Source organism: Lysinibacillus sp. NPDC097214 (assembly GCF_050277945.1).
GTDB classification, from domain to species: Bacteria; Bacillota; Bacilli; order Bacillales_A; family Planococcaceae; genus Lysinibacillus; species Lysinibacillus xylanilyticus_B.
Map to the genome: position 1 here is coordinate 483061 of NZ_JBNNSS010000002.1, position 24580 is coordinate 507640.

Here is a 24580-nt window from a genome sequence, read left to right on the forward strand (position 1 = left end):
CATAGGTAAAAATGTGAAACTTTTATACCTATTGGTACGTACTAATTATGCAATGATAGAAATCATGCCAGATTAATATAAAGGCATTAGGAGGGGTGGAATTTATGAAGAAAATTTGGACTTTGTTTCTTGCAGCGATACTTATTGTACCGATATTGCTGCAGCCAGCGACCGCTCAAGCGGCAAAGGCCATCACGATTTATGTAGACGGGGTTCAATTAAAGACTGACCAGCCGCCAGTGATGGTTCAAGGGCGCGTTATGCTGCCGCTTAGAGCAATCTTTGAGGCATTGGATGCAAGCGTGGATTGGGATCGAAAGAATCAAACCGTTACAGCGATTAAAGGAGATACAACGGTAGTTCTCAAGATTAAATCGAAGGTAGCTACTATTAATGGCGAGAGAGTTACGCTAGATGTACCAGCACAGATATTGAAAGGCAGAACAATGGTGCCAGTACGCTTTGTTAGTGAAGCGCTTGGTCAGGATGTTGACTGGAACTCGTATAAGCAGATCGTATCTATTAAATCTGACACTCCAAGCAATATCAGTATTTCTCCAGCGACCTATGTGTCGGTTAGAGATATTGGTAATCAAGGAGATGGGCGTGACCTGGAGGTTAGCTACTCCAAATCGTCTACTGAATCACTTGTGGATCATTACCGAGTTCTCGTTGTGAAAGCTTCAAAAAGCTTCAATCAAGCGTCGGCCCTGAAGGTCTCCGCTTCAAATTATACGAAAGTATCGCCTACTGGCTCGGATCGTTCCTTAACATTATCCCAGAGTTCACGGGATGTGGACGGAGACTATATTAGAAATGACCAGCCTTATGTAGCTTATGTACTTGCAGTTGGGAAGGGTTCTTATTCCAGCGTATTATCGAAGTCTTCTCCGAAGATTACCCTAACGAACATGTCTTCTGTTGCAGAAGTAACAAATGTAAAAATTAGCGATATTAGCGATTTCGGCGACGGACGCGATCTCTCGGTTAGCTTCACTCGTCCGCAGAATGACAACAATATTTCGAATTACCGTGTGATTATCGTAAAGACTAAGGACGCTAACAATTTCAGTCTTACTACTGCGAATAATTTATCCAGTAGCTACTATACGACAATGTATAAATCGGGGAGCAACGGCGGTACGATGACAGGAACTCTGTCTTCCTCAGCACGTGATACTGCCGGTGATTCCATTAAGAACGGCGTACCTTATACAGCATTCGTCTTGTCAGTTAGCAGCACTGATTCAGCTGTTAATAAGCTGTCATCTGCTTCTTCATCAGCAACACTTAGTCCAAATACAGTGGCTACTCCTGTTATTACTCAAGTTGATGATGTCAACGACTATGGAGACGGACGCGATCTGCGAGTTAGCTTCAACAAAATATCCAATGAGTCTAACATCAGCTCTTACCGGATCTTTGTTGTAAGAGCTAGCAACTATTCGAACTTCACATTGACGAAGGCGAACAGTCTATCCAGCTCTTATTACACGCAGGTGAATAAGTCAGGCTACAATATTACTCAGGTTCTCTCTTCAGGCGCACGAGATACAGACGGTTATGCCATTCAGAATGGGGTCAGTTATCGTATATTCGTAATGGCAGTAGCTACGAACTCAGGCAATAACGTGTTATCGTCTGCTTCCAATGCGATTACGCTATATAGCAGCAATGTAGGTGCTGTATCGAATCTCTATGCCAGCGATGTGAATGATTATGGCAACGGTCGTGATCTCTATGTCTCTTTCACTAAAGCGGCGGATGAGTCTAATATTAGTCACTATCGCATCATGGTTGTACCAACATCGTATTACAGTAGCTTCAGTCTGTCGGATGCTAATAATGTATCCAGCAGTAATTATACGACTGTGAACAAGTCAGGATATAACAATTACGGGCAGGCGCTCTCGGAAAATGCTCGCGATGTGCGCGGCAATTATATCAAGGAAGGAACTAGCTACCGTGTCTATGTTCTCTCGGTAGGCAATGGCAATTATTCCGGCAGCAATGCGCTGTCCGCGCCAACGTCAACGATTTCGCTCGGTAGGAACTACAATGTGCAAGCTGTAACCAATCTGACTGTTGCTGATGTAAATGATTATGGAGATGGCCGTGATTTACAGGTATCGTTCACGAAGCCTTCCGATGAAACAAATGTCAATCAATATCGGATTTTTGTCGTACCGACAGCTTATTACAGCAGCTTCAGCCTATCACAAGCCAATAGTAGCTCTTATTACATCACAGAAAGCAAAGGCGGAAATAAATCGCTAACTAGAACGTTAGATGGGGCTCGAGATGTTCGCGGTAATTACATTACGGAAGGCACAAGCTACCGTGTTTACGTACTGACTGTAGCGAATGGAAATTCTTCAAGCGTCAATGCTCTATCTTCTGATTCATCGGTGATTACACTTACTAAGAACAAAGCTGTTCAAGCGGTCAGCAATGTTAAGGCAAGCGATGTAAATGATTTTGGAGATGGCCGTGATTTACAGGTATCGTTCAATCATGCATCTGATGCATCGAATATAAGCGAATATCGAATTATGGTAGTACCTAAAAATAAACCATTCAATACTTCAATAGCAAGCAACGTCCAATTTCCAAACTATACTGCAGTAAGTACTTCTGGCAGCAGTACTGACCAGGTTCTTAATGTTAAGGCAACGGATATAGATGGGAATTCTATCACTAACGGTACGCCATATAACGTCTACGTATTGTCAGTTGGAAAAGGCAGTTCAGCCGGCACAGTTACATTGTCTGGCACTTCGAATGATATTACGTTAACCAATTCTGCCGCAGTAGAAGCAGTAACTAATGTAAGTCTTTCTTCCGCGAGGAATACTGGCACCTACGAAGACATACGGATTAGCTTTGATAAAGTAGGCAATGAAAACAACGTATCAGAATATCGAGTATTCTTGATTCAATCAAAAGATGTAGCAAACTTCAAGTTATCGGATGCGAATAATGTCAATCCACAAAACTACACATCATTCAAGTCGAACGAAAATACCAAAGGTGCATCTATAAATATGTTTGATGCATTTGGAACTAAAATCAATACTGATACTACTTATCAAGCTGTAGTAATGACCGTAGCCAAATCGGGAAGTGGAAGTTTAAATATGTTATCTTTACCGTCTACTCAGTTCATACTTCAGTCTAAACAAGTTGATCCCCCGTCAGAAGAGGCAAAGTCTGCCCCATCTGACACTAAACTTTAAGAGATAAGCAAAATGCATCACAAAAAGGGACTCCTCCGGTGGTACTTCAAGTACCATAAGAGGGGTCCCTTCTTGTTGTGCGCAGCGCAGCTCATTTGTCCTTCGACTGTTTCTATAAGAGCTTAATGAAATTATTTTGATAAATCGATTTTTTTATTTAATAAATAAATAGTCATACCACCAACAGTCATTGACAATAGCTCCCCAACGCCAACCGTAAACCATGTTGCCCAAAACGGAAGATCATAGAGGATTGTTAATTGTCCTGCAACGGTGAACATTGATATAGCAAAAATCAATGCAGTTATAACCATTTTCACAAGATCATTTGTTATATTTTTCGTTACTCTTCGACAAAGAATTAAAACGAGAAATGTCGCAATTCCACCAATCGGCACATCTAATATCCACGTTGGTGACATAAAATTTGCGAGTACTACTCCTAGAGTCACGGCTAATACATAGCGTTTGTTGTATAGGGCCAGGTAGTTAAACATCTCCGATAAACGTAGTTGAACTGCCCCAAAACTTATGACTGACAATAAAACAGTTACAGCCACATATAAAGCTGCAACAAGTGCCGTCTTTGTAAGCTCAGTTACAGAAGTACGGCTTGAATTTTTTACAATAGATGTATTCAATTTTATTCTCCTTTGTAAAATAGCACATCCGCTATTTTAGTAATAACTACGGCCAAAGGAAGAGAGCTTTTGCCCTATCTGAAGTGCCGCAGTGCAAGCTGAATTTTGCTTACTTGCATATTATATAGAAGAATTTACGATTGAACAATACTATTTAGTAAGCCATCCACCATCAATCGGCATGATTGCACCGTGTATATAATCAGCTGATTGACTAGCCAAATAAAGTGTTAAACTCGCCACTTCACTTGGTTGTGCCCAGCGTCCAGCAGGCGTTTCTTTAGCGACCCATTTTGCGATTTCTCCATCACCTTCAAAATCAGCCTTGTTCATCGGTGTTTGAATGGCCCCGGGTGCAATGGCATTGGCGCGAATTCCTTCACGACAATAATCTAAGTCGAGCTGTTTGGTATAGCCGACAATCGCATGTTTAGATGCTGTATACGCTGCACCACCACCGCCTGCAACAAGCCCTGCAATAGATGCCATATTAACAATGACGCCTGATTTTCGTTTTACCATATGGGGTAATATCGTATTCGTCACGAAAAAAGTACCCTTTACATTGGTATTCATAATTTTATCCCAAAGCGCCTCATCTGTATCAAGCGTTTTTGCAAAGCCATCTAAAACGCCTGCAGTATTTAATAAAATATCTACTTGCATAAAGATTGAAATTGCAGCTTCAAATGCTTGCTCTACATCGTCCTTATTGCATACACTACCTACTTTATAGGCAAATTGTTCAGGGTATTGGTGATATAGATTTCCTAACCCTTGCTCCTCTAAATCAAACCCGAATACGTTTGCTCCATTTTCTAAAAATGCAATAGCTTGGGCTTGACCAATACCTGAAGAAGCCCCCGTCACAAATACCGTTTTGCCCTTATATTCTTCAAACGTCATTGATCTCTCTCCTCTAAAAACAAAGAAACCACCTCATTTGAGATGGCTCTTCCGTTTAATTAACAATTATCCAATCTTCCGCTAATAAATCACAGACTGTCGGTGTGAACATTGTATAGCCCTCACCACGTACATTAATTAAAAAATAAGGATTCAAAGTCTCACCATCATGTTCGCTTTGTCCAACAAGCTTCACATATAATTCGGCACCGCCCCAACCTTTACGAATTACTTTTTCTCCCGCCTTTAAGCGTGGTAAAATCTCTTCAAACGTCATTTAAATTCATCCTTTATTTACATTCTTTATCGGATTAGTATACTGGAATTCTCAATTGTTTACAACCTAGCCCTCAAGCAAAACAGTATAAAGTATATGTTGCCCATTTATTTCCGCAATGATTGTATAAGTATTATTATCATTTGTAGAGAAAATCTTTGTTCCACTTTCCAGTTTAGTAGCATAAAAATCCTTGAAATTTTTAGAGGAATTTGTAGTTTTAATAATTTCCCCTATCCTCTCACACTTCGTATATTCAAATTGTTGCATTGATTCCAAGCTTGTAGCATTAATATAAATCAAATTATTATACTGAAGAATATCCGCCTGAGAATGTTCTTTAAGGATAGATTTCGCAGTAGGATTAGTATTTATAGCTGGTGTACAACCTACCAATAATAATATTAGTAAATTACATATGAGCATTTTCCTCATAACAAAACACCTTCTTTTTTTAACTATCTGGAACAACTGCAGCTCAATTTAAATTCACCGACATTGGCCGTCTATATCTCCCGAAATTTAAGCAACATAATTTTGCCTATCTTAACGTTGAAGCCTTCAGAAATTCACTCTTCTCTTCTCACCTCGCAAACTATTAATCTATTTTCTTCTTCATTTGCACTTGCTCTGTCTTCACTTCAAGCCCATTCTCCGTCAAATAGCTCGTTGCTGGATTACTTGCTAAAAAGTTAACTGTTGCCAGTTTTACTTTGTGTTTTGTAATGCTTGCGATAAAGTGTGGAATAAGTTCAACATTGCCATTCCCTAATAACTCTAATTGATAAAGCACTATGCTATCGATGGCACCATCCATATCCCATACTGTTCTATACAGCATATAGCCAATCACTTCATTATTCTCGTTATAAAAAACTTTAGCTTCTCCTTGTTTATTGCTTTGCCAGCTACATTGCCAAGGGACATCTTCCTGATAAAAAGATAAATGCTGCAGCTCTTCTGGCCGAATCGTTTCTACATGAATTACGACTGGCTGCTCTACTTTTGCTTCATATTCGCCACTTAAAAAGAACAATTGATTTGTTATTGTATAGCCATACTTTTCATATAACGCAATTGCTACTTTATTCTCTTTTATAGCTTCAAGCGTTGCAACTTCTACATTCTCTCTTTCATAGAGGGCAATGGTTTCTTCCATTAAAACACGCGAAACACCTTTACCGCGATAGTCTGGAGAGATGCCTGTTCCTCCATTCCAAGAGGTTTTCTTACCATCCATTAGTCTAAATCCATTTAATACAATGCCAACAGGATTATTATGATCAAATGCGACGATAGATAGCTCTGGGGATAGTCCTTCTCCAACGAGTCGGTTTAAAAACACCTCTGCATTCATTTCTATTTGTACAAAATACCCCTCAAAACCTTTATTCCAAGCTTTTAAAGTTTCATTTAACGTGCACTGTGAGACTGTTTTTATTTCCATGATTTCACCCATCCCTACGTTAATTTAGTGATAAATCTTCTAAAGTTAATTTTTTTATGATTTCATAACCATTTCCAGGACCATTTGGCTTCACAATAACCATTCCCATGTTCGAAATCTCCCCTAATCCAACATCTTCAGGAAAGCTATGGGCGATAATCACTTGATTCGTTCCCTGCGGTGGCTTTCTTTCTAGCACTGATTGCAGATTTGATAATATACTTGTCTTTTCAACCAAAGGAATATTCCCACCCAATTTATAAATTTCATAACCAATTGGGTTAATTTGGATATAAGAATAAGGAAATGCGAGCTGTGCCGTTTCAATTGTACGACAAAAAGGACTTACGACTATTGGTGAACTAATCGGGATTTGTAAATGACGTAGCAGTTGCCCAAAGTAAACGGCCTGCCTTCGCCCAAATTCAGACAAAATTCTTTGCGTAACACAATCTTGAAAATTTAAATATGGCTGATCTACCCCGACAGTCGCTTGACCATGCCTTGCATACAAAACAAATCCACCCTTTTTCAATAAATCAAGGATTGATTTATCCAAATATTTCAACTCCCCCTAATAGAATACCATTGATTATGAGTACTATATGAAATGAATTACTCAAAAAATGTAAAAGTGAAAGTTGAATCTGCTTTTCGCACAATAAACTATTGTGTCAATGAATTAAGGTATCTTATTTCATAAAGTTTGGCTCTTCGGCAAAACAAGTAGTTGATTTCCGTTCCGACTGGGCGCTTTGTTGCTGACGCTTCGCTTTCGCACAGATAAAACATTTGCCGCTGACACTTCGCTTTCGCGCAGAGCAGAGCTTCCTGGGGGCGTCCGATGAGCCGCTTGGGGCAACAGATGTTTTTTGTGCGAAAGCGCAGTGCAACGTAGCGGCAGCAACAGGATGTTGGTCACGAAGGCGTTATCACAGGACGTGATGGTTTTAGCCTTCGTTCCCCTACCTGCTCGCTCCAGGGTCTCGGGCCAACATGATGTTGGTCACGAAGTCGCTCTCACAGGACGTGATGTTTTTAGCCTTCGTTCCTCTATTGCTGATCCCCAAGGAGTCGCCCAGCCGTAACGAAGATCAACCATCCCTCGTAGTATGTGTTTTATGGTATGTTATTTTAATTTATTGTAAGAAAGCGAAACTTCAGCAAAGGGGGGTTGTCTGTGTGAAAGCGAGAAACCTAGAACGGAAATCACCCTCATTTAAAGCGTTACAATATTAGGGAATATTTCAATGAGAATATTGTCCAAAAAAAACTTCCTACAGTTTTCTGTAGGAAGTTTCGAATTTTACTTTATTGGAATAGTTACTATTGCGGTTGTCTCTAAATGTATTGATGAATCGATAGAAATTTGACCGTCGTACTTATTGACTATTTCATTCACAATAAACAAGCCTTGCCCTCTTGTTTTACCATTCTCCGGTTTCTTTGTGGAAAATCCTCGCTTGAATATTTGCCCTGCTTCTACTATATTTGGTCCGGTATTTGTAACCTTAAATTTATATTGCGAGTCATCTGCTTTACAGCAAATTGTTATTTTACGTTGTTCTTCCGGTAATTCATTTGCAGCATCAATCGCATTATCTATTAAATTCGATAAGATTTTGATTAAATCCGTAGTTTTAATTTTATTGAATGCATCCTCAGAGACTGTGAAATCCATATCAATATTATGATTTTGTGCCGTTAGTTTTTTCGTTTGCAATAAAATCGCCAAGCCAGGATGATCAATATTTAATTTAAGAGACTTAATAGCATGAACTTCTTTAGACAGTGAAGATAAATATTGTTTTGCCTGTTCAGGTTCGTCTAATTGTAGAAATCCATGCAATACTTGTATATGATTTGTGAAATCATGTCTTAAAGAGGACACGGAAGTGATTAAAGTTTTAATTTCCGCTTGATATGTATTTTCTGTTGCTCCAACTTCTTCTGCCACTTCTTTTTGATACCATCTCTGTAAAAAGAAAACAGAGCCGATCACGATTAAAATGAGTACACCATTAAAAATAAAGATAAAAAGATTGTCTTCGATCACTTTTCCCTTAATGTCATTTAATGTGTCTGCACTAATATCAATGCCTAAGTATGCAATAACCTCTCCTGTTTCATCCTTAATCGGTGCACCAACAGTTAAGTAGGAGCCATATACAGAATCTAGTATTACATCTGTTGCAAATGTTTCTCCATTATAAGCTTTTTGCACTTGTGTCTCGGGTACTGTACAGTCCATTCCGATATCAAAGCCTTCAACTTCATTTGGTACACCCATGATCATTGCTTTGGATACCTTTGGATTTTCAATATCTAATGTATAAACAAATAAAGCACCTATTTTTACTCTTGCATCGTTTAAGTAGCTTCTTAATTGCCAATAGTATTCGTTTTTCTCGGGGTTATCTAAAAATTGTTTGTACGCCTCTACATCAATAGAAGATGCGATAGAAATAGCCGATTCCAGACTTTGGTTCGCTATTGACTCTTCTACTGTCTTTTTCATTTTTATATAGGATGTAAAGATGTTTATACTTGTAAACAATACTAATAAGAGAGTTGATAATATTATAATTAGTTTTATTTTTCGTGTTTTCATACAAACTGGTACTTCCTCATCTTAGACATGAATTATGTCTTAATTTAATTGAGCTTGGCTTTCACATTACATAAAAAAATCGTTAGTCGTAGTTGACATCATGTCATATTTTCAACCAAGGAAACAATTTCATATCTTACCTATTATACTACAATATACTTCTTTTTTTACGGTTGTTTTAAAATCATTATTTGCGTAGTGAATCACTCTTCCTGCTGAAAATCATATGCAGAGAAGTAAGAAATTTAGAAGTTTGAAACGACAATGGCTATATTTACCCCTTTACATTAATCTTAAACACACTGTTCCAAATACGTTTCAGGATTCTTCGCTTCTCTAAATAAGAATATTCGTTCTTAGTTTATCATCACAAGCAAGTTTTGACTATCACCTATCTACATTTATCGCACCCTACTTTTCGTGCTATTTCCTCCCCATTTTTGAAATTGGAGTCGTCTGTCAGAAAATGATAAAAAGATCAGGCCTATAAAAGACCTGATCTCTTCATTCTAAATATTTATTTTTTCCTACTCGATGTCTTTGTCTCATCCTGTACATTTAAAAATTTCGGTCGCTTACGATAACCTGAAGGAGATAGGCGAACTAAAGATTTTTTAATGTCTTGCCAATCTAAATCTGCTCCCATATTTAAGTACGGAACGCCTAATACTCGTAAATTTGCAATATAAAGAAGTATGAAAAACACTGAAATAAAGAATCCAAATAACCCCAAAAAGCCAGATGCTAAAACAATGATTATCCTGAGAATACTCATTGCTGATACAATGGATTGATTGACAAGTGTAAAAGCTGCAATACTTGACGTAGCTATAACGACAATCATGGAAGGACTCGTAACACCCGATTTAATGGCTGCATCTCCAATAATTAATCCCCCGACAACGCTTATGGAACCACTGATAACATTGGGAAGATGTATATTTGCCTCCCGAAATATTTCAAACATAAAAAGCATCAATAATATTTCAAGGATAGTTGGAAATGGGAGTCCCGTTCTTGATTCAACAACTGTTGCCAATAGGATGGATGGCAATTGCTCTTGATGGTAGGTTGAAAGTGCAAGCCAAAAACCTGGTAAAAGTACACTTATTAAAATAGCCACTATTCGTAGTAAACGCTCCATAGAGCTTACAAGAATCGGATACTCATTATCCTCACCTGATTTAAAAAGTAACATTACATTAGTAGGTGTAATAATGGCATATGATACCCCATCGACTATGATGATAATACGCCCTCTACTTAAGGCTTGTACAGCAAAATCCGGGCGTCCAGTATAATCATGTTTAGGTAGAATTTTATCGCTCTGCTCAATTCTTTCCATCAATATATCCCCACTAAATATAACATCTGCATCAACTCGCTGGAGCTGTAATTTTATTTTCTCAAGCATCGTTTTATTTACGACATCTTCTAAATAAAGTACAGCTACGGTTGTTTTGGATCGTGTGCCAAGCTCATATGTCTCAACACTTAATGAATTAGTCGGTAATCGTTTTCGTATTAGAGCAATATTAATTAATACATCCTCAGTAAAATCATCTCTCGGACCTTTGACAACTAATTCAACAGTTGTTTCTTTAGGCTCTCGATTTGGTTTTTTAGCGATATAACTTGAATACAGCAAATCCATATCTTCGAAATATAGTAAAACATGTCCTTTATAGACTCTTGTGATGGCCTCATCTTTACTTGTTATTCTCTGAAGATGTGGAATGTGTAAATGATTTTGTATATGTTCCGCTAACAATTCATCCGATGTTGCAGTAAATAAGGATTGAACTCGTTGCACAATAACGGTCTGCAGTAACCGCTCATTAATCATCGCTTCACATTTTATCAAATGTACTTTATGTTGCTGAAAGAAATACTCCTGAAATACCACATCAGCAGAGCGTTGAAATAATGACTTCAAAGATTTCAAATTTAACTCTTGTTCCATTGAAGAAATATCCATCATCTCCTACTGAGCCAGCTCCAAATTAGTACATTTATGAAATTAACATAAATACACTTACGGATATTTTCTCCATGCTTTTAAAAAATATTCAGGGATATATGCTGTTTAAAATGCTTTGTCAGAATAATTTAGCGGTAAAATTCCAACCTATTATTAGCAAGAGTTATCCAATCATCTTCTTTAAATTTGCCATTTCAATTGCAGACATTGCTGCGTCGTAGCCTTTATTTCCTGATTTAGTCCCTGCGCGTTCAATTGCTTGTTCAATACTTTCAGTAGTAACAATGCCAAAAATAACAGGTACATTTGTAGTTAGTGACACATTGGCAATTCCTTTTGCTGATTCATTACATACATAATCATAATGTGTTGTTGAGCCACGAATTACCGTACCTAATCCAATAATTGCATCATACTTCTTTGTTTCAGCTAACTGTTTCGCGATGAATGGAACTTCAAATGCTCCTGGAACCCATGCTACGTCGATAGAATTCTCATCCACTCCATGACGCTTTAAACCATCTAATGCACCGTCTAATAATTTACTTGTAATAAATTCGTTGAAACGACCTACTACTACTGCTATTTTTAAATCCGTACCAATTAATTGTGCTTCAAAAGTGTTACCCATTTTTCTTATCTCCTTTTTATGGCTCATCACCATATCGTATGGTTGATTTCCGTTCCGGCTCACAGGACGTGATGTTTTTAGCCTTCGTTCCTCTATCACTGATCCCCAAGGAGTCTCCCAGCCGTAACGAAAATCGACTATATACATGGTATACGTTTTAAAATGAACTTCCCCCAACTTTTGGTGATAGCCTTTTTTATATAGTCATTGTTTTTTCTTCCATTATTTGTTGACGGCGATATGTTGCCAATGCTTCTATGGAAATCATTTTTAAACGATGTTGTGCTGCATATTTAACGAGATCATTAAAGCGTAGCATTTTGCCATTGTCGCCCATAATTTCACATATAACTCCTGCAGGAACGCTATTACAAAGCTTTGCCAAATCTATTGTAGCTTCCGTATGTCCTCTACGTTCTAATACACCATTGTCCTTTGCTATTAACGGGAAGACATGACCTGGTCTACGAAAATCTGCAGCTTTCGCTTGTGGCTCTAGCATTTTTTGTATTGTCATTGCCCGTTCAAAGGCGCTAATTCCAGTTGTTGTGTCTAAGTGATCTATGCTAACGGTAAATGCGGTTTGATGATTATCTGTATTAATACTAACCATAGGTTTTAATGCTAATTTTTGTGCAAGCTGCTGTGATATCGGCGTACAAATAAGACCTCTTCCATAGGTCGCCATAAAGTTAATCGTTTCAGGCGCCATAAATTCTGCAATCGCTAATAAGTCCCCTTCGTTTTCTCGGTCCTCATCATCAACTACAATAATCATCTTCCCTTGTTTTAAATCCTCAATTGCTTCTTCAATCGAATGTAGCAATATCGCCACCTCCTGTTCAATAATGTTGATTAAAATCCGTTTTCAGCTAAGTAGTTTCTTGTAATGGTCGGCGGTTTCTGTCCACACTTAAGTTGATGCAAAATGTATTTTCCTACTAAATCGGTTTCTATATTGACAAGATCCCCCATCTTCTTCAACCCTAAAATTGTTTCCTTGTATGTGTGGGGTATCAGTGATACTGTGACACTATTTTTCTCGACATGAAAGAGTGTTAAGCTCGTTCCGTCAATTGTGATGGAGCCCTTTGGAATACAGAAGCTCGTTAACTCCTTTGATAGCTCTATATCAATATAGACTGCATTTGCTAACGGCCGCTTTCGTATTACTTTCCCTACTCCGTCTACATGTCCGGATACAAAATGACCACCGAATCGCCCATTCGCTGACATAGCGCGCTCTAAATTTACCGGATCTCCTATTGTTAGCTGCTGTAGATTTGTTGCCTTTACCGTTTCGGGCATTACATCCATCGTAAGCTCCTGATCATTAAAAGATATGACTGTTAAACAAACACCATTGACCGCAATACTGTCCCCGAGCTTTACATCCTCTACCATTTTCTTTGAAATAACGGTGATTTTCATACTTTGTCGATCGCTTTGCAAGGTTTTTACGGTGCCAATATCCTCAACAATTCCTGTAAACATTTATTCACCCACTTTCATTCATTGGTCCAAGCTTTTCTCTTCCGCTTTCGGAGTCCTATGTACCTCCTCCCTTATTCAAAAATTTCTGTTCAAACAAAAAACCCCTTTGATTAAAGGGGTTTGGGAGTTCATATAAATAAGACGTCAACAAATAAACCTTAAGGATACAAATTTTTTCCCTAGGCTACATCTCATCGTTCTTCTCCCATCCAGACTATCACTGTCGGTTTTGGATTTGCACCAAATCAGCTTGCGCTCACGGACTTTGAATTACTTCATCACCGCCGATTGGGAATTTCACCCTACCCCGAAGAACTACTGCTATTCAATTCGTTAGCTAAATAAAACAAAAAAGCTTCCCAACTTAAACGACGGGAAGCAGTTTACATAAAAGCATACTCAAATAAACCTTATAAACTCAAGTGAATTTAAAAAGCTCTTACTTTTACCCTTCTCCCATCCAGACTATAACTGTCGGTTTTGGATTTGCACCAAATCAGCTTGCGCTCACGGACTTTGAATTGCTTCATCACCGCCGATTGGGAATTTCACCCTACCCTGAAGGATATTTTTATTTAACTATTTCTTACGATAACACTACTTGATTAATTTATCCAGATAATTCTTAATAAAAATTTTTTCTCTAACTAATGTCGCTTTCGCAAGTCTCAATGTCAGATAAAAACAGCCACCACCTTTGGTCATTATAAAAGACCAAAGGCGTGGCTGTTTAAAAAGACATATCAATTATGCCTCGGCATAATTGCGTCCGGAATCGACTTTGTGCTTAGGCCCGCTAAGTACCGACACGATGTCGGTCATTTCGGTAATGCCACAGGGCGTGGCGCTCTTAGACTGAGTTCCTCTATTTCAGCAGGTGGGTGGACACCCGCTGAAAGAAGTTAAATTATACAGTCAAACTACCATCAACAGAGACAACAGCACCAGCCATGAAGCTTGCTTTATCTGAAGCTAAGAAAAGGACCGCTTCTGCTACTTCTTCTGCTTCACCATGGCGTCCCATGCGTACACGTGACATTTCTTCTGGTACGTATCCTGTTTTTTCAAGTGTTTCACCAACACTATGGAATAATGGAGTAACGATACCACCTGGACACACAGCATTCACACGAATACCTTTATTTGCATATTCAATTGCTGCACCTTTCGTTAAACCGATTACTGCATGTTTACTCGCGGAGTAGACAGCAATACTGTGCTCTGGACGAATACCCGCAGATGAAGCAGTATTTATAATCGACCCTTTGCCCTGTTTTTCCATTACTGGAATGACATATTTCATACCTAGGAAAATACCTTTTACATTGATATCCATAAGACGATCGTATTCTTCCAATTCAACCGTTGTAAATGGTGCAAACTTTTGAATGATGCCAGCGTTATTGAATAATACATCGATACAGCCATATGTGTTTATAGCTTGCTGTACATAATTCTGAACATCCTCTACTTTAGAAACATCCGCTTTAACGATTATCCCTTCACCGCCATTTTGTTGAACTAGTTTAAGAGTCTCTTCTCCAGTTTTCTCGTTAAAATCAACTAACACGACTTTATAGCCATTTTCAGCAAATTTAATACTAGTTGCTCTACCAATTCCACTACCTGCTCCTGTAATAACTGCAATTCGATTTTCATTTGTCATATTAACTTCCTCTTTTCGCTTTTTATATTTTTTACGTAATCATAAATATTTTCTCAATCGGTGGTCCTCTTTGCTTTTCCATGTTTATGATCTTAGTTTAATTTCATTTTCATATAATCTTCGTAATTACCTTTAAAAATACTCATGCCTGTTGGGGAAAGCTCCACCATTTTGTGTGCTAGCTTATTAAGAAAATATCGATCATGTGAAATAAAGAAAAGTGTTCCCTCAAAATTTAAAAGAGCCTGTTCCAATACTTCTTTACTATATAAATCAAGATGATTAGTTGGTTCATCCATAATAAGCACGTTAGCTTTTTGCAATACGAGTTTCGATAATGCTACTCGCGCCCTCTCACCTCCACTGAGGGCAGATATCTTTTTAAACACATCTTCACCAGTAAATAAAAAATTCCCTAAAACAGTACGAACTCTCGCTTCTTCAATGTGCGGAAACATACTCCAGACCTCATGTAAAATAGTGTTATTTGGATGTAAGTTCGACTGCTCTTGATCGTAATAACCAATCGTTATACCGTTACCCCAAGCGATAACACCTGTATCTGGACTAATCTCCTTTAACAGAGTCCTCAATAGCGTTGATTTCCCAACACCATTCGGACCAATTAACGCAACCTTTTCACCACGATGTAGCTGAAAACTAATATTTTTCAATAGCGGTTGTAGTTCGCGTTCTACGGTAAAAGAGATTGATAAGTCTCTTACATTTAACACTTCCTTATGAGAGTTTTTTTCTATTGAAAATGCCATCTGTGTATGTTTTAAATCCTTTAGAGGCTTCTCCATTCGTTCTATTCTCTCAAGCTGTTTTCTTTTGTTTTTTGCACTTTTAGAAGAAGTGGCCATAGTAATATTGCGTTGTATATAGTCTTCCATTTTCGAAATTTCTTGCTGTTGCAAGACATATTTTTTTTCAAGCAATTCGCGATTTTTGTCTTTATTTTCTACATAATTTGAGTAGTTTCCAACATATTCCCTAACTTCTGTTCGCTCAAGCTCATAAATACCGTTAACAAGTGCATCTAAAAAATATCGATCATGCGAAATAACAAGAATGGAACCTTGATATGCGCTTAAATACGTTTCAAGCCAATTTAACGTTGTAACATCCAAATGATTCGTCGGTTCATCTAGCATTAATAAATCTGGCTGTTCTAGTAAAATTTTCGCCAGTGCAAGGCGAGTTTTTTGTCCTCCACTTAGCTGATGAATAGGGGTATTTTTAGACATACTTTCAAAGCCCATGCCATTAAGAATACTGTTAATTTTAGCTTCTATTTCATAGCCACCATGCTGCATAAACCATTCTGATTTTATTGCATATCGATCCATAATTTTTTCGAGTTTTATAGGATTGTCTATGAACAACGGATCGCTCATCTTCTTTTCAAGCTCTCGAAGTTCTTTTTCAGCCTCAAGAAGGTCAGGTAACGCTTCTAACATTTCAGCCCAAATTGTATTATCTAGCTTCAACCCACTGTCTTGGCGCAAATAACCAATTTTAATACCTTTCCCGATGTAAAGCTCTCCATTATCATACGGAAGGTCTCCCGCAATTATTTTTAATAATGTTGATTTACCAGCCCCATTAACACCAATGAGGCCAATTTTATCTCCACGCTCAATTTTCATCGTTATATTCGAGAGAATTGGATCTCCCAAATAGCTTTTACTAATTCCATTTAATTGAAGTATCATTTATATAATCTCCTTATAGATTTTGACCATCTCTTTTGTAAAGCTAAAGACGCTTAACAAATGAATGGACAGATAAGGTTACTCATCTTTTTTCACTCCTATCAATTATGCCTCGGCATAATTGCGTCCGGAATCGGCTTTGTGCTTAGGCCTGCATGAGGGCCGACACGATGTCGGTCATTTCGGTAATGCCACAGGACGTGGCGTTTTTACCGATGCAGGTCAGTTAGCCGTTATCGCATGGATGCGATGTTTTTAGGCTAACATCCTATATTGAACTCCTTTCCGATTCCGTGACATCCGCCGGAGGCTTTGGGCCAACAAGATGTTGGTCACTCAGTCGTTGCCACAGGACGTGGCGATCTTAGACTGAGTTCCTCTATTTCAGCAAGTGTTTTTTGTAGCGAAAGCGAAGCGTCAGCTACAGGTGTTTGGACACCTGCTGAAAGAAGTTAAAACAAAAAAAAAGGCGCCGAAAGAACGGCGCCTTAAAAGTGCGAAAAAACCCTATAAGCATAGGAATGGTTTCTTATATTTCACAATAGAACGTAAAAAAGCGCCGTACAGAACCGGCGCCACAATGCGTAAATATATTTATACAAGTTCATCAAAAATTAATGACTACAATTGTTAAAATAAGAAGGCAAAAGCTTCCGGAATCTGTTTTCGATATGAAATTTGCTTAAAAAAGGGCAGACTTCTCCCTTTGACAGCAAATCCACAGAATACATGTAAGATTTTACTTCTTTTTCTACTAAGCCTTTTGCGAATACAGTTTCCATCACTTTTACCTCCTTTCGAATTCAATAGTTCTTACTAATCTATCACAATATTATAAAGAAAACAAATTCCTTAATCAAAATTATATACTCTAATCATTCCTGTCCCCCTTGAAGTGGTGGTGGAAATTTGATGGGAACTTGTTTTCACATCGTTTCATATCCAATAAAATTTTATAGATGATTTATCAACCTGGCCACTTTTTAACACAAAACCAAAGCGCTTTTATATCCAAAGTCTTTGATATATTGTTTTACAATGACATTCTTCTTTTCGTTCTTGAAATCCATGTATTCTTAGGTACAGTATTTACCAATGAAAGTATCTTGCCCTACTTTAGCTAAAAAATAATTCACTATTAGGAAAAAAAATGCTCATCAAGAGTTATTTACAATACGCTGTTTCATATCCTGTATAATCATGTCATTTTTTTTAGTATAGGCAGTAACATTTTCAAGAAAGAAACGTCTTTACAATTAGATGATAAAGGAGAAAATTTGAAATGAAATATATTATCTTTGATTTTGATGGAACATTGGCAGATTCTACGGCAGTGTTTGCAGCAGCTTGGAATACAATTGCGCAAAAATATAAATTTAAAGGAATTGAGTTAAAGGAAATTGAATCATTGAAAAAATTATCTATAGCGGAACGAAGTAAATTATTCGACTTCCCTATGTATAAATTGCCCATGATTTTACCTCAGTTTTATCGCTTGTATCGTCAGTCATTAAATGATGTTCATCTTTATGATGGTATGAAGGAAGTCCTGATGGAAATTGATAAAAGGGGCTATAGAATCCTTATCATTTCCTCCAATTCACAGGAGAACATTTTAGAATTTCTAAAAATGAACGGTATTCATTGTGTATCAGACGTTCTTTGTTCAAACCGTATTTTTGGAAAGGATAAAGTAATAAAGAAATTTTTAAAGGACTCAAGCATTACACCATCAGAAGTTTTATACATTGGTGATGAACAAAGAGATATCGTAGCCTGCAAAAAAGCGGGGGTGCCTATAATTTGGGTTGGTTGGGGATATGACGCTATTGAAGTTGTGCAACAAGAGGAACCCGAGTACAAAGTTGCAACACCACAAGAAATTTTAAATATTATATAGACAAAGAGGATAATAGCGATTAATTTGCTATTATCCTCTTTGTCTATATATTAGTTAAGCCTTTGCTTCGCTAATAAGCATTAATTTTTCTGCTGCGCTGTTAATTCCTTTATAAGCATCGGTTAATTCATGCATACTCACAGAAAATTGCTGGGTAAACGTTGCGATTTGATTTGCTGATTCATTGACTTGATCAATAGATTGTTTAATGCTTTCTAATTGATTTGTAATGCTATCGGCACTTTCCGTACTACTTTGCGACATTTTCTGTATTTCAGATGCTACTACAGCAAAGCCCCGTCCATGCTCCCCTGAACGAGCAGCCTCGATGGAAGCATTTAATCCAAGAATTTTAGATTTCATAGCTAAATCTTTTACTAAATGAACAATCGTATTGATTTGTTGAATATCGCCAGTCATTGATTCTGAAAACTTGGATAGCTCTCCTAAGCGATTTGATACATCTACACTTGCGACTGCTAACTCCTCATTCGTTGCTGTCATTTCTTCAACAGCACTCGAAAGCTCAGTTGCTAATAAACGCATACCATCCATTTTTTCATTCGAAATAATGGCACTTAACACACCGATTACTTTCCCACTATCAAAAATAGGCTGTGCAGTTGCAATATACGCCATTCCAAATTCCTCAGAACCTCGCTCTTCCCTAATAAACTTTCCTAAGCTTAGAGACTTTTCAGTTGTTGTTCCACGATACTTGGCTACAGGATCTCCAACTTTAATCTTTAAGTCCACTTGTTTACCTGGCTTGTAGGCAATGACCTTCTCAGTATCAGCAACTATAATACAAGCATCATCTGGATATGTAACCTGGTAAAAATCGATAGAATCTATTGCCGCCTGTAGTTTTGGATGCATTATTTTCCCCTTCTTCCATAACACGATTATGCTGAAATTCCTCAATTTAACTATAGCATGACACCTAAAAAAAGACACCTTAAGCTAAAGTGTCTTTGAAAAAACTACTACGATTTTTTCAAGATTTCTACATATTTTTCTGCTGTTCTTACCTCAACTGTAAGAGAGTTTTTACTATAGTTAGCTTTTATTAAAAATGGTACATCACTGGTATTGTGGAATCTAAAATCTAAGCCCCCATAGGAAACGGTAGCGTCTCTTCCTTTTGGAACATACCCTACATCTAAAGAATGGTGATGACGTTCTACAAATTTTATTGGTATTTGATCAACTGCGTTAAATAAGGTCGAGGACGTTTGACAAATACCTCCCCCAATGCCCATCACAACCTTTTTGTTAATGATTTCTGGTGCGGGCTGATATCCATTCGCTTCGTCTCTAGGTCCAACGACTGTATTAAACGAGAAATAATCTCCACTTCCAACGATAACATTATTAATTGCCTTCGCAGAAAGCTCAATATTTTTATTTCTTCCTACATCATGGGTATTGAAGTAAGTTGTATAGGATGCAACAACTACGTTTTCTAATAAAGGAATATCATCTAAATAATATCCGCTTTCTGTAATATAAAGAGGCATCTCCACTTTACCACCGGTAGTTGATGCTTCTAATATTCTCTCTACTAATTCACTTTCTTTTAAAACAATTAAAGGACTACCTTTCATTATTTTTCCTTGATCGTCCAGCTTATCGAGGATCATACGCTTATCATAGCCTGCCGTTTTTTCATTCCCTCTCGCCAACTCTTTTGCTAATTGCTCAATTTGTTTTGTATACGATTGTTTATCACTTTCATAGCCCATTTCTTTCGGTGAAATTGTTTGTATGATGGTTTTCGTAGAAGGATCCACAATTTCAACAACGACAGGCTCTGTTTGTGGTTGTTCTAAGGTTACAGGCTTTTTTAAATCCTCCGCTTTTTGCTCTGACTCTTGAATTTGTTGTTCTTGCTTTTTCTCATCCGCAGATTTCCCCTGACAGCCAACTAGCCCAATTGTACAAATAATACATAATGTGGTCATCCACTTCTTTTTCAAATAAAACACCTACCCTATCGTCATACTACAGAGACATCTTATTCGTGTATTGCTGATAGTGTGTTTCATTTCATCATTTTTATTTGTTTTTTAAAAGAAGGACACGGTACATCTTCATCAATTTTTTATTTAGCATATTTCACTTGAAACCTATAAATTAATACTATATAAATCCAATCATAAATAAAGATTGCAAGCGAAATAATAGTAATCAACGGTGTTCTAAAATACATATAGAAGCCCACTGCTGCAAACAAAGTACCGACCATTTTACAAACGGCTATGCCCATTGATTGGCCACTTAAGTTCCCTCTTTGTATGAATAAGGCAATAAAAAGCCCTGACATCATCAGATTTTGGAAAAATGCGGCATATATGCCTGCTGTATCTTTGAATTCATGCATCAGCGCTAAAATCGTGAAAAAGCTTACTACGAGTGTTATGAAAAAAGATGAATAGAATACCTTTCTCGGAATAACTTTTTTATACTCCTTATACCCATAAAGTAAAAATTGTATCAGAATGAAGATATCCAAAAGAAACCACAGGAAAGTAAGGATTCTTTGCAAGTCATTTAGCGGATACATAAATGAAAAAATAAACTCCCATGAAATATTGGCACAAATTGCGGCCATGGGCATCCCATATCTCTTATCCTGTATTCCTTGTTTGATAATTAATATATATGTAATAATCCAAAAGAGCCACATGGCAAAATGGCAGATCAGTAGGAATTTTTCTTGAGTCATTTACCCATACACCTTCCCTCATTAATGATTCTTCGATACTATATGTGAAGAAATCTATTCTTTATGTCTAAAAAATTTGTAGAAGGATATGTAAGTACTCAAAGCTCTTAAAATCTTAAAAGTAAGCGCCTATACATTCATGAACCAATCATATATAGTAAGACGAGGTGATGATATGAAAACTAAAATTTATTTTGATAATGACCAATTTATCGCAGGTACTACCTTAAAGGATGATATTGAGCTAGAACTAAACAATATGGCACTTCATACATGTGTGAACGAAGCAGATGTGCTGGAAAACCGAAAAAAATTGGCAGCTACTTTAAATTGTGACCTAAATAGTTTTATTTGCACGCAACAAACACATAGTGCTAATTTCCATAAAGTTATCATTTCTGATAAAGGACGCGGCGCTGAGCAAATGGACAGTGCCATTAGTAATACCGATGCACTTTATACAGTAGAGCCAAATTTACTTTTATGTAGTTTTACAGCGGATTGCGTTCCTGTCATTTTTTATAATGAAGTCAAGGGCCTTATCGGCGTGGTTCATTCAGGCTGGCAAGGAACTGTCAAGGAAGTAACATCAAAGCTTTTCCAACATTTGATGGAACATGAGCATTGTAATCCACAAGATTTTCATGTACAAATCGGTATGGCACTTAGTCAGCAGAAATTTGAGGTGGATGCAGATGTTTATGAAAAATTCCACAATCTAGGCTATGCTGAGGACTTTATGTATTACAATGCAGAAACAAATAAATATCATATCGACAATCAACAAACTGTCAAAAAGCAATGTGAGCTTGCAGGTATTCCTTCTAAGCAAATTTTGATTGATTCAACGTGCACATATCTTAGCCCAGATGGTTTTTCCTATCGCCAAGATAAACACGCTGGCAGACATTTAAGCTTTATTATGCGAAAAGAACAGTAGAAGAAAGGGACAATCCAATTATTCATGGAGTGTCCCTTTTGTAGTGCTGTAAAACAAAATTTGGCCAAGGCAATACCTTTATCACAAAAATAAAAAGGATGTATCTCAAAGTAGAAATACACCCTTTTATCATTATTTATTAACGGGACGATCTTTTCCAATTCTAAAAACATAATAGCTCATGATCACAAGAACTAAGAAAACAATTCCCACAATAAGAGAAACTCTAGTATCATCATTAATCCACATACCGATTAACACCATTATTAAAAAGGCTATCGTTATATAGTTTGTAAATGGTGTTAAGGGCATTTTGAATTGGTGCTTGGAAAGTTGTTCACCTTTTATTTTTCTAAATCGGATTTGACTGATTAAAATAATAAACCACGGAACCATTCCTGGTAATACACTAGCACTGTATACATATACAAATAAATTTCCTGGTGCAATATAACTTAGAATAACGCCGATGACCAAACCAATCAGCACGCCTGCTGTACCGAATATTGGAACACCATTTCTAGAAAGCTTCGCAAAAAATTTAGGTGCTTGTCCATTCATTGCAAGCGTATATAACATACGTCCAGCACTATAAATTCCACTATTACAGCCTGACATCGCTGCTGTAATGACCACAAAATTAATAATACCTGCCGCAGCAGTAATTCCAACCTTTGCAAAAGTTGCAACAAAAGGGCTACCTATCGTACCTAATTCATCCCATGGATAAACTGTTACAATGACAAAGATTGCACCGATATAAAATATTAAAATACGCCAAATAATACTTTGAATCGCATTCGTTATAGTTTTTTGAGGATTTTTCGCTTCTCCTGCTGTAATCCCAATGAGCTCAACACCTTGATAGGCTGCAACTACTAATGATAACGCAAAAAAGAAACCTGTCCAGCCGCCAGTAAAGAAACCTCCATGATTCCAAAGGTTCGATAATCCGATTGCCACGCCTCCATTACCAATCCCAAAGAAAATAAGACCAAAGCCTGCAATAATCATTAAAACAATCGTTACAATTTTAATCATGGCAAACCAAAACTCAAATTCTCCAAAAGTTTTAACAGAAATAAAGTTGGCAACACCTAAAATAACCATTGCTATTAATCCAGGAATCCATGCTGGTAAATCAGGATACCAGTACTGCATATAAGTTCCTACTGCTATAATCTCTGACATCCCAACAATAACCCACTGAAACCAGTTACTCCACGCAGTTAAATAACCGGCTAATGGGTGAATATATTTATAGCCAAACGTTGCAAAGGAACCTGTACTTGGCTCCATATAAAGCATTTCTCCCATTGCTCGCATAATGAAAAAAATAAATATACCTGCTATAGCATATGCAAGGAGCACGGAAGGCCCTGTCCACTGAATGGCACTAGCAGACCCCATGAACAAGCCTACGCCAATAGTACCTCCAAGAGCTATCATTTGGATATGACGTGCATCTAATCCCCTGCTTAATTCTTTATTTGCCACAAATTACGCCTCTTTCTGAAGTTCTTTCTACGATGAATTATCTTATAATAATAATAAATTCTTTTGAAAAATACAATTGTATTTTTAGGAAAAACACGAATTATGGTAAAACGATAAGGGTTCTGAGCATTTTGGTGTTCTTTTCGTCACTTCGGGAGTTCTATCCGTCGCTTTGAAGGTTCTATCCGTCACTTTGACGAGGCTATCCACGATTTTGAAGGTTCTATCCACGTCTTTGGCTGTTCTATCCGTCACTTTGATGGTTCTACCCGTCGCTTCGGCTGTTCTTTCCGTCGCTTTGATTTCTATCAGTCACTTCGTAGGTTCTATCCGTCGCTTTGGCTATTCTATCCGTCACTTTGAAGGTTCTATCCGTCACTTCGTAGGTTCTATCCGTCGCTTTGATTTCTATCCGTCACTTTGAAGGTTCTATCCGTCGCTTTGATTTCTATCCGTCGCTTTGACGAGGCTATCCACGATTATGAATGTTCTATCCACGATTTTGACGGTTCTATCCACGTCTTTGGCTGTTCTATCCACGTCTTTGGCTGTCATTACAGTTGGATAGCCGTTATTAGCAACACTTTCATCTTGCTGTAGCCATAAACGAATCACAACTTAGAGTAAGAACCTATTTTATTACGTAAAAAAAACTCTATTCCTTCATAGGAATAGAGTTTTTTTTTATTGCAATAACGTCTGTTCTTGGAGCTTTGCAGTGAAGTATTTGCGTGCATCTGCTGTTAGAATTTGCATCAGAATAACTTCTTCTTGACGCTCAAATTCTACAAACATTCCACTTAGGTTTTCATAAACATATTTGATTTTAAAGCCATTATCTAAATGCTGATCTACTTTTTTTATTTCCTCTGTGCTTTGTTGATGTTCTGACATTCAATCACCTCAC

The 24580-nt window shown here is 37.4% G+C and carries 25 protein-coding genes and 2 riboswitches; of the genes, 6 read left to right on the plus strand and 19 right to left on the minus strand.

Going from position 1 to position 24580, the window contains the following annotated elements; all coding sequences use genetic code 11:
- Positions 1-104: 104 nt before the first annotated feature.
- Positions 105-3236 (plus strand): stalk domain-containing protein, encoded by a 3132-nt coding sequence (locus ACQKMI_RS06160; RefSeq protein WP_427487766.1) that lies wholly within the window; start codon positions 105-107, stop codon positions 3234-3236.
- A 131-nt stretch (positions 3237-3367) separates the two neighbouring features.
- On the opposite strand, the gene ACQKMI_RS06165 is transcribed toward ACQKMI_RS06160, so the two are convergent.
- The 13 genes from ACQKMI_RS06165 to ACQKMI_RS06225 form a co-directional block, all read right to left on the minus strand.
- Positions 3368-3877, minus strand: a complete 510-nt coding sequence (locus tag ACQKMI_RS06165) for a QueT transporter family protein (protein ID WP_427487767.1) — start codon at positions 3875-3877, stop codon at positions 3368-3370.
- Between the two features lie 150 nt (positions 3878-4027).
- The gene (locus ACQKMI_RS06170) at positions 4028-4783 is read right to left on the minus strand and encodes a 3-oxoacyl-ACP reductase (protein ID WP_427487768.1); all 756 of its coding nucleotides are present in this window, start codon (positions 4781-4783) and stop codon (positions 4028-4030) included.
- A 55-nt stretch (positions 4784-4838) separates the two neighbouring features.
- Positions 4839-5060, minus strand: coding sequence for a DUF2829 domain-containing protein (locus ACQKMI_RS06175; protein ID WP_323646632.1), 222 nt, complete (start codon positions 5058-5060; stop codon positions 4839-4841).
- 66 nt (positions 5061-5126) lie between these two features.
- Positions 5127-5495: a hypothetical protein gene (locus ACQKMI_RS06180; protein WP_427487769.1), complete on the minus strand. Its 369-nt coding sequence runs from the start codon at positions 5493-5495 to the stop codon at positions 5127-5129.
- 163 nt (positions 5496-5658) lie between these two features.
- Positions 5659-6507: a GNAT family N-acetyltransferase gene (locus ACQKMI_RS06185; protein ID WP_427487770.1), complete on the minus strand. Its 849-nt coding sequence runs from the start codon at positions 6505-6507 to the stop codon at positions 5659-5661.
- A gap of 19 nt (positions 6508-6526) precedes the next feature.
- Positions 6527-7066 carry a histidine phosphatase family protein gene (locus tag ACQKMI_RS06190; RefSeq protein ID WP_427487771.1) on the minus strand — a complete coding sequence of 180 codons (540 nt, stop codon included), beginning with the start codon at positions 7064-7066 and terminating at the stop codon, positions 6527-6529.
- Positions 7067-7813: 747 nt separating this feature from the next.
- Positions 7814-9118 (minus strand): sensor histidine kinase, encoded by a 1305-nt coding sequence (locus ACQKMI_RS06195; protein ID WP_427487772.1) that lies wholly within the window; start codon positions 9116-9118, stop codon positions 7814-7816.
- A 517-nt stretch (positions 9119-9635) separates the two neighbouring features.
- Positions 9636-11096, minus strand: coding sequence for a spore germination protein (locus tag ACQKMI_RS06200; protein ID WP_427487773.1), 1461 nt, complete (start codon positions 11094-11096; stop codon positions 9636-9638).
- 166 nt (positions 11097-11262) lie between these two features.
- Entirely contained in the window at positions 11263-11730 is a 468-nt protein-coding gene (gene ribH, locus ACQKMI_RS06205; protein ID WP_427487774.1) for a 6,7-dimethyl-8-ribityllumazine synthase, read from the minus strand.
- Between the two features lie 196 nt (positions 11731-11926).
- A complete protein-coding gene (ribB, locus tag ACQKMI_RS06210; RefSeq protein WP_427487775.1) occupies positions 11927-12556 on the minus strand; it encodes a 3,4-dihydroxy-2-butanone-4-phosphate synthase in 630 nt (209 codons plus the stop codon).
- Positions 12557-12585: 29 nt separating this feature from the next.
- Complete coding sequence (ribE, locus tag ACQKMI_RS06215) at positions 12586-13224, minus strand: riboflavin synthase (protein ID WP_427487776.1); 639 nt, start codon at positions 13222-13224, stop codon at positions 12586-12588.
- A 193-nt stretch (positions 13225-13417) separates the two neighbouring features.
- A riboswitch (FMN riboswitch) is annotated at positions 13418-13543 on the minus strand.
- Positions 13544-13668: 125 nt separating this feature from the next.
- Positions 13669-13794: riboswitch (FMN riboswitch) on the minus strand.
- 337 nt (positions 13795-14131) lie between these two features.
- Positions 14132-14890, minus strand: a complete 759-nt coding sequence (locus tag ACQKMI_RS06220; protein ID WP_427487777.1) for an SDR family NAD(P)-dependent oxidoreductase — start codon at positions 14888-14890, stop codon at positions 14132-14134.
- Between the two features lie 92 nt (positions 14891-14982).
- A complete protein-coding gene (locus ACQKMI_RS06225) occupies positions 14983-16608 on the minus strand; it encodes an ABC-F family ATP-binding cassette domain-containing protein (protein ID WP_427487778.1) in 1626 nt (541 codons plus the stop codon).
- A 312-nt stretch (positions 16609-16920) separates the two neighbouring features.
- Between ACQKMI_RS06225 and ACQKMI_RS06230 the strand changes: the two genes are divergently transcribed.
- On the plus strand, positions 16921-17064 hold the full coding sequence (locus ACQKMI_RS06230; RefSeq protein ID WP_427487779.1) for a hypothetical protein: 144 nt from the start codon (positions 16921-16923) through the stop codon (positions 17062-17064).
- Between the two features lie 158 nt (positions 17065-17222).
- Here the strand turns inward: ACQKMI_RS06230 and ACQKMI_RS06235 are convergent, their stop codons facing one another.
- Entirely contained in the window at positions 17223-17390 is a 168-nt protein-coding gene (locus tag ACQKMI_RS06235; RefSeq protein ID WP_427487780.1) for a hypothetical protein, read from the minus strand.
- 500 nt (positions 17391-17890) lie between these two features.
- Here ACQKMI_RS06235 and ACQKMI_RS06240 point away from each other — a divergent pair, with 500 nt between their 5' ends.
- The gene (locus tag ACQKMI_RS06240) at positions 17891-18508 is read left to right on the plus strand and encodes an HAD-IA family hydrolase (RefSeq protein WP_427487781.1); all 618 of its coding nucleotides are present in this window, start codon (positions 17891-17893) and stop codon (positions 18506-18508) included.
- 54 nt (positions 18509-18562) lie between these two features.
- Here ACQKMI_RS06240 and ACQKMI_RS06245 read toward each other — a convergent pair whose 3' ends face one another.
- The 3 genes from ACQKMI_RS06245 to ACQKMI_RS06255 form a co-directional block, all read right to left on the minus strand.
- Complete coding sequence (locus ACQKMI_RS06245; RefSeq protein ID WP_427487782.1) at positions 18563-19387, minus strand: methyl-accepting chemotaxis protein; 825 nt, start codon at positions 19385-19387, stop codon at positions 18563-18565.
- A gap of 107 nt (positions 19388-19494) precedes the next feature.
- Complete coding sequence (locus tag ACQKMI_RS06250) at positions 19495-20487, minus strand: VanW family protein (RefSeq protein WP_427487783.1); 993 nt, start codon at positions 20485-20487, stop codon at positions 19495-19497.
- A 125-nt stretch (positions 20488-20612) separates the two neighbouring features.
- On the minus strand, positions 20613-21236 hold the full coding sequence (locus ACQKMI_RS06255; RefSeq protein ID WP_427487784.1) for a hypothetical protein: 624 nt from the start codon (positions 21234-21236) through the stop codon (positions 20613-20615).
- 175 nt (positions 21237-21411) lie between these two features.
- Here ACQKMI_RS06255 and pgeF point away from each other — a divergent pair, with 175 nt between their 5' ends.
- Positions 21412-22176: a peptidoglycan editing factor PgeF gene (gene pgeF / locus ACQKMI_RS06260; RefSeq protein WP_427487785.1), complete on the plus strand. Its 765-nt coding sequence runs from the start codon at positions 21412-21414 to the stop codon at positions 22174-22176.
- Positions 22177-22308: 132 nt separating this feature from the next.
- Here pgeF and ACQKMI_RS06265 read toward each other — a convergent pair whose 3' ends face one another.
- Complete coding sequence (locus ACQKMI_RS06265) at positions 22309-23673, minus strand: amino acid permease (protein WP_427487786.1); 1365 nt, start codon at positions 23671-23673, stop codon at positions 22309-22311.
- 259 nt (positions 23674-23932) lie between these two features.
- Between ACQKMI_RS06265 and ACQKMI_RS06270 the strand changes: the two genes are divergently transcribed.
- Complete coding sequence (locus ACQKMI_RS06270) at positions 23933-24097, plus strand: hypothetical protein (RefSeq protein WP_427487787.1); 165 nt, start codon at positions 23933-23935, stop codon at positions 24095-24097.
- Positions 24094-24273, plus strand: coding sequence for a hypothetical protein (locus ACQKMI_RS06275; protein ID WP_427487788.1), 180 nt, complete (start codon positions 24094-24096; stop codon positions 24271-24273). Before ACQKMI_RS06270 ends, ACQKMI_RS06275 begins: the two co-directional genes overlap by 4 nt.
- Positions 24274-24357: 84 nt before the next feature.
- On the opposite strand, the gene ACQKMI_RS06280 is transcribed toward ACQKMI_RS06275, so the two are convergent.
- The gene (locus tag ACQKMI_RS06280; protein WP_427487789.1) at positions 24358-24567 is read right to left on the minus strand and encodes a hypothetical protein; all 210 of its coding nucleotides are present in this window, start codon (positions 24565-24567) and stop codon (positions 24358-24360) included.
- Positions 24568-24580 lie beyond the last annotated feature (13 nt).

Bases quoted from the DNA above. Each gene is read 5' to 3' on its own strand.
- ACQKMI_RS06160 (WP_427487766.1), top strand. From the start codon at position 105: ATGAAGAAAATTTGGACTTTGTTTCTTGCAGCGATACTTATTGTACCG.
- ACQKMI_RS06170 (WP_427487768.1), bottom strand. From the start codon at position 4,783: ATGACGTTTGAAGAATATAAGGGCAAAACGGTATTTGTGACGGGGGCT.
- ACQKMI_RS06175 (WP_323646632.1), bottom strand. From the start codon at position 5,060: ATGACGTTTGAAGAGATTTTACCACGCTTAAAGGCGGGAGAAAAAGTA.
- ACQKMI_RS06180 (WP_427487769.1), bottom strand. From the start codon at position 5,495: ATGAGGAAAATGCTCATATGTAATTTACTAATATTATTATTGGTAGGT.
- ACQKMI_RS06185 (WP_427487770.1), bottom strand. From the start codon at position 6,507: ATGGAAATAAAAACAGTCTCACAGTGCACGTTAAATGAAACTTTAAAA.
- ACQKMI_RS06195 (WP_427487772.1), bottom strand. From the start codon at position 9,118: ATGAAAACACGAAAAATAAAACTAATTATAATATTATCAACTCTCTTA.
- ACQKMI_RS06200 (WP_427487773.1), bottom strand. From the start codon at position 11,096: ATGGATATTTCTTCAATGGAACAAGAGTTAAATTTGAAATCTTTGAAG.
- ribH (WP_427487774.1), bottom strand. From the start codon at position 11,730: ATGGGTAACACTTTTGAAGCACAATTAATTGGTACGGATTTAAAAATA.
- ribE (WP_427487776.1), bottom strand. From the start codon at position 13,224: ATGTTTACAGGAATTGTTGAGGATATTGGCACCGTAAAAACCTTGCAA.
- ACQKMI_RS06220 (WP_427487777.1), bottom strand. From the start codon at position 14,890: ATGACAAATGAAAATCGAATTGCAGTTATTACAGGAGCAGGTAGTGGA.
- ACQKMI_RS06225 (WP_427487778.1), bottom strand. From the start codon at position 16,608: ATGATACTTCAATTAAATGGAATTAGTAAAAGCTATTTGGGAGATCCA.
- ACQKMI_RS06235 (WP_427487780.1), bottom strand. From the start codon at position 17,390: ATGGAAACTGTATTCGCAAAAGGCTTAGTAGAAAAAGAAGTAAAATCT.
- ACQKMI_RS06240 (WP_427487781.1), top strand. From the start codon at position 17,891: ATGAAATATATTATCTTTGATTTTGATGGAACATTGGCAGATTCTACG.
- ACQKMI_RS06245 (WP_427487782.1), bottom strand. From the start codon at position 19,387: ATGCATCCAAAACTACAGGCGGCAATAGATTCTATCGATTTTTACCAG.
- ACQKMI_RS06255 (WP_427487784.1), bottom strand. From the start codon at position 21,236: ATGACTCAAGAAAAATTCCTACTGATCTGCCATTTTGCCATGTGGCTC.
- pgeF (WP_427487785.1), top strand. From the start codon at position 21,412: ATGAAAACTAAAATTTATTTTGATAATGACCAATTTATCGCAGGTACT.
- ACQKMI_RS06270 (WP_427487787.1), top strand. From the start codon at position 23,933: ATGGTTCTACCCGTCGCTTCGGCTGTTCTTTCCGTCGCTTTGATTTCT.
- ACQKMI_RS06280 (WP_427487789.1), bottom strand. From the start codon at position 24,567: ATGTCAGAACATCAACAAAGCACAGAGGAAATAAAAAAAGTAGATCAG.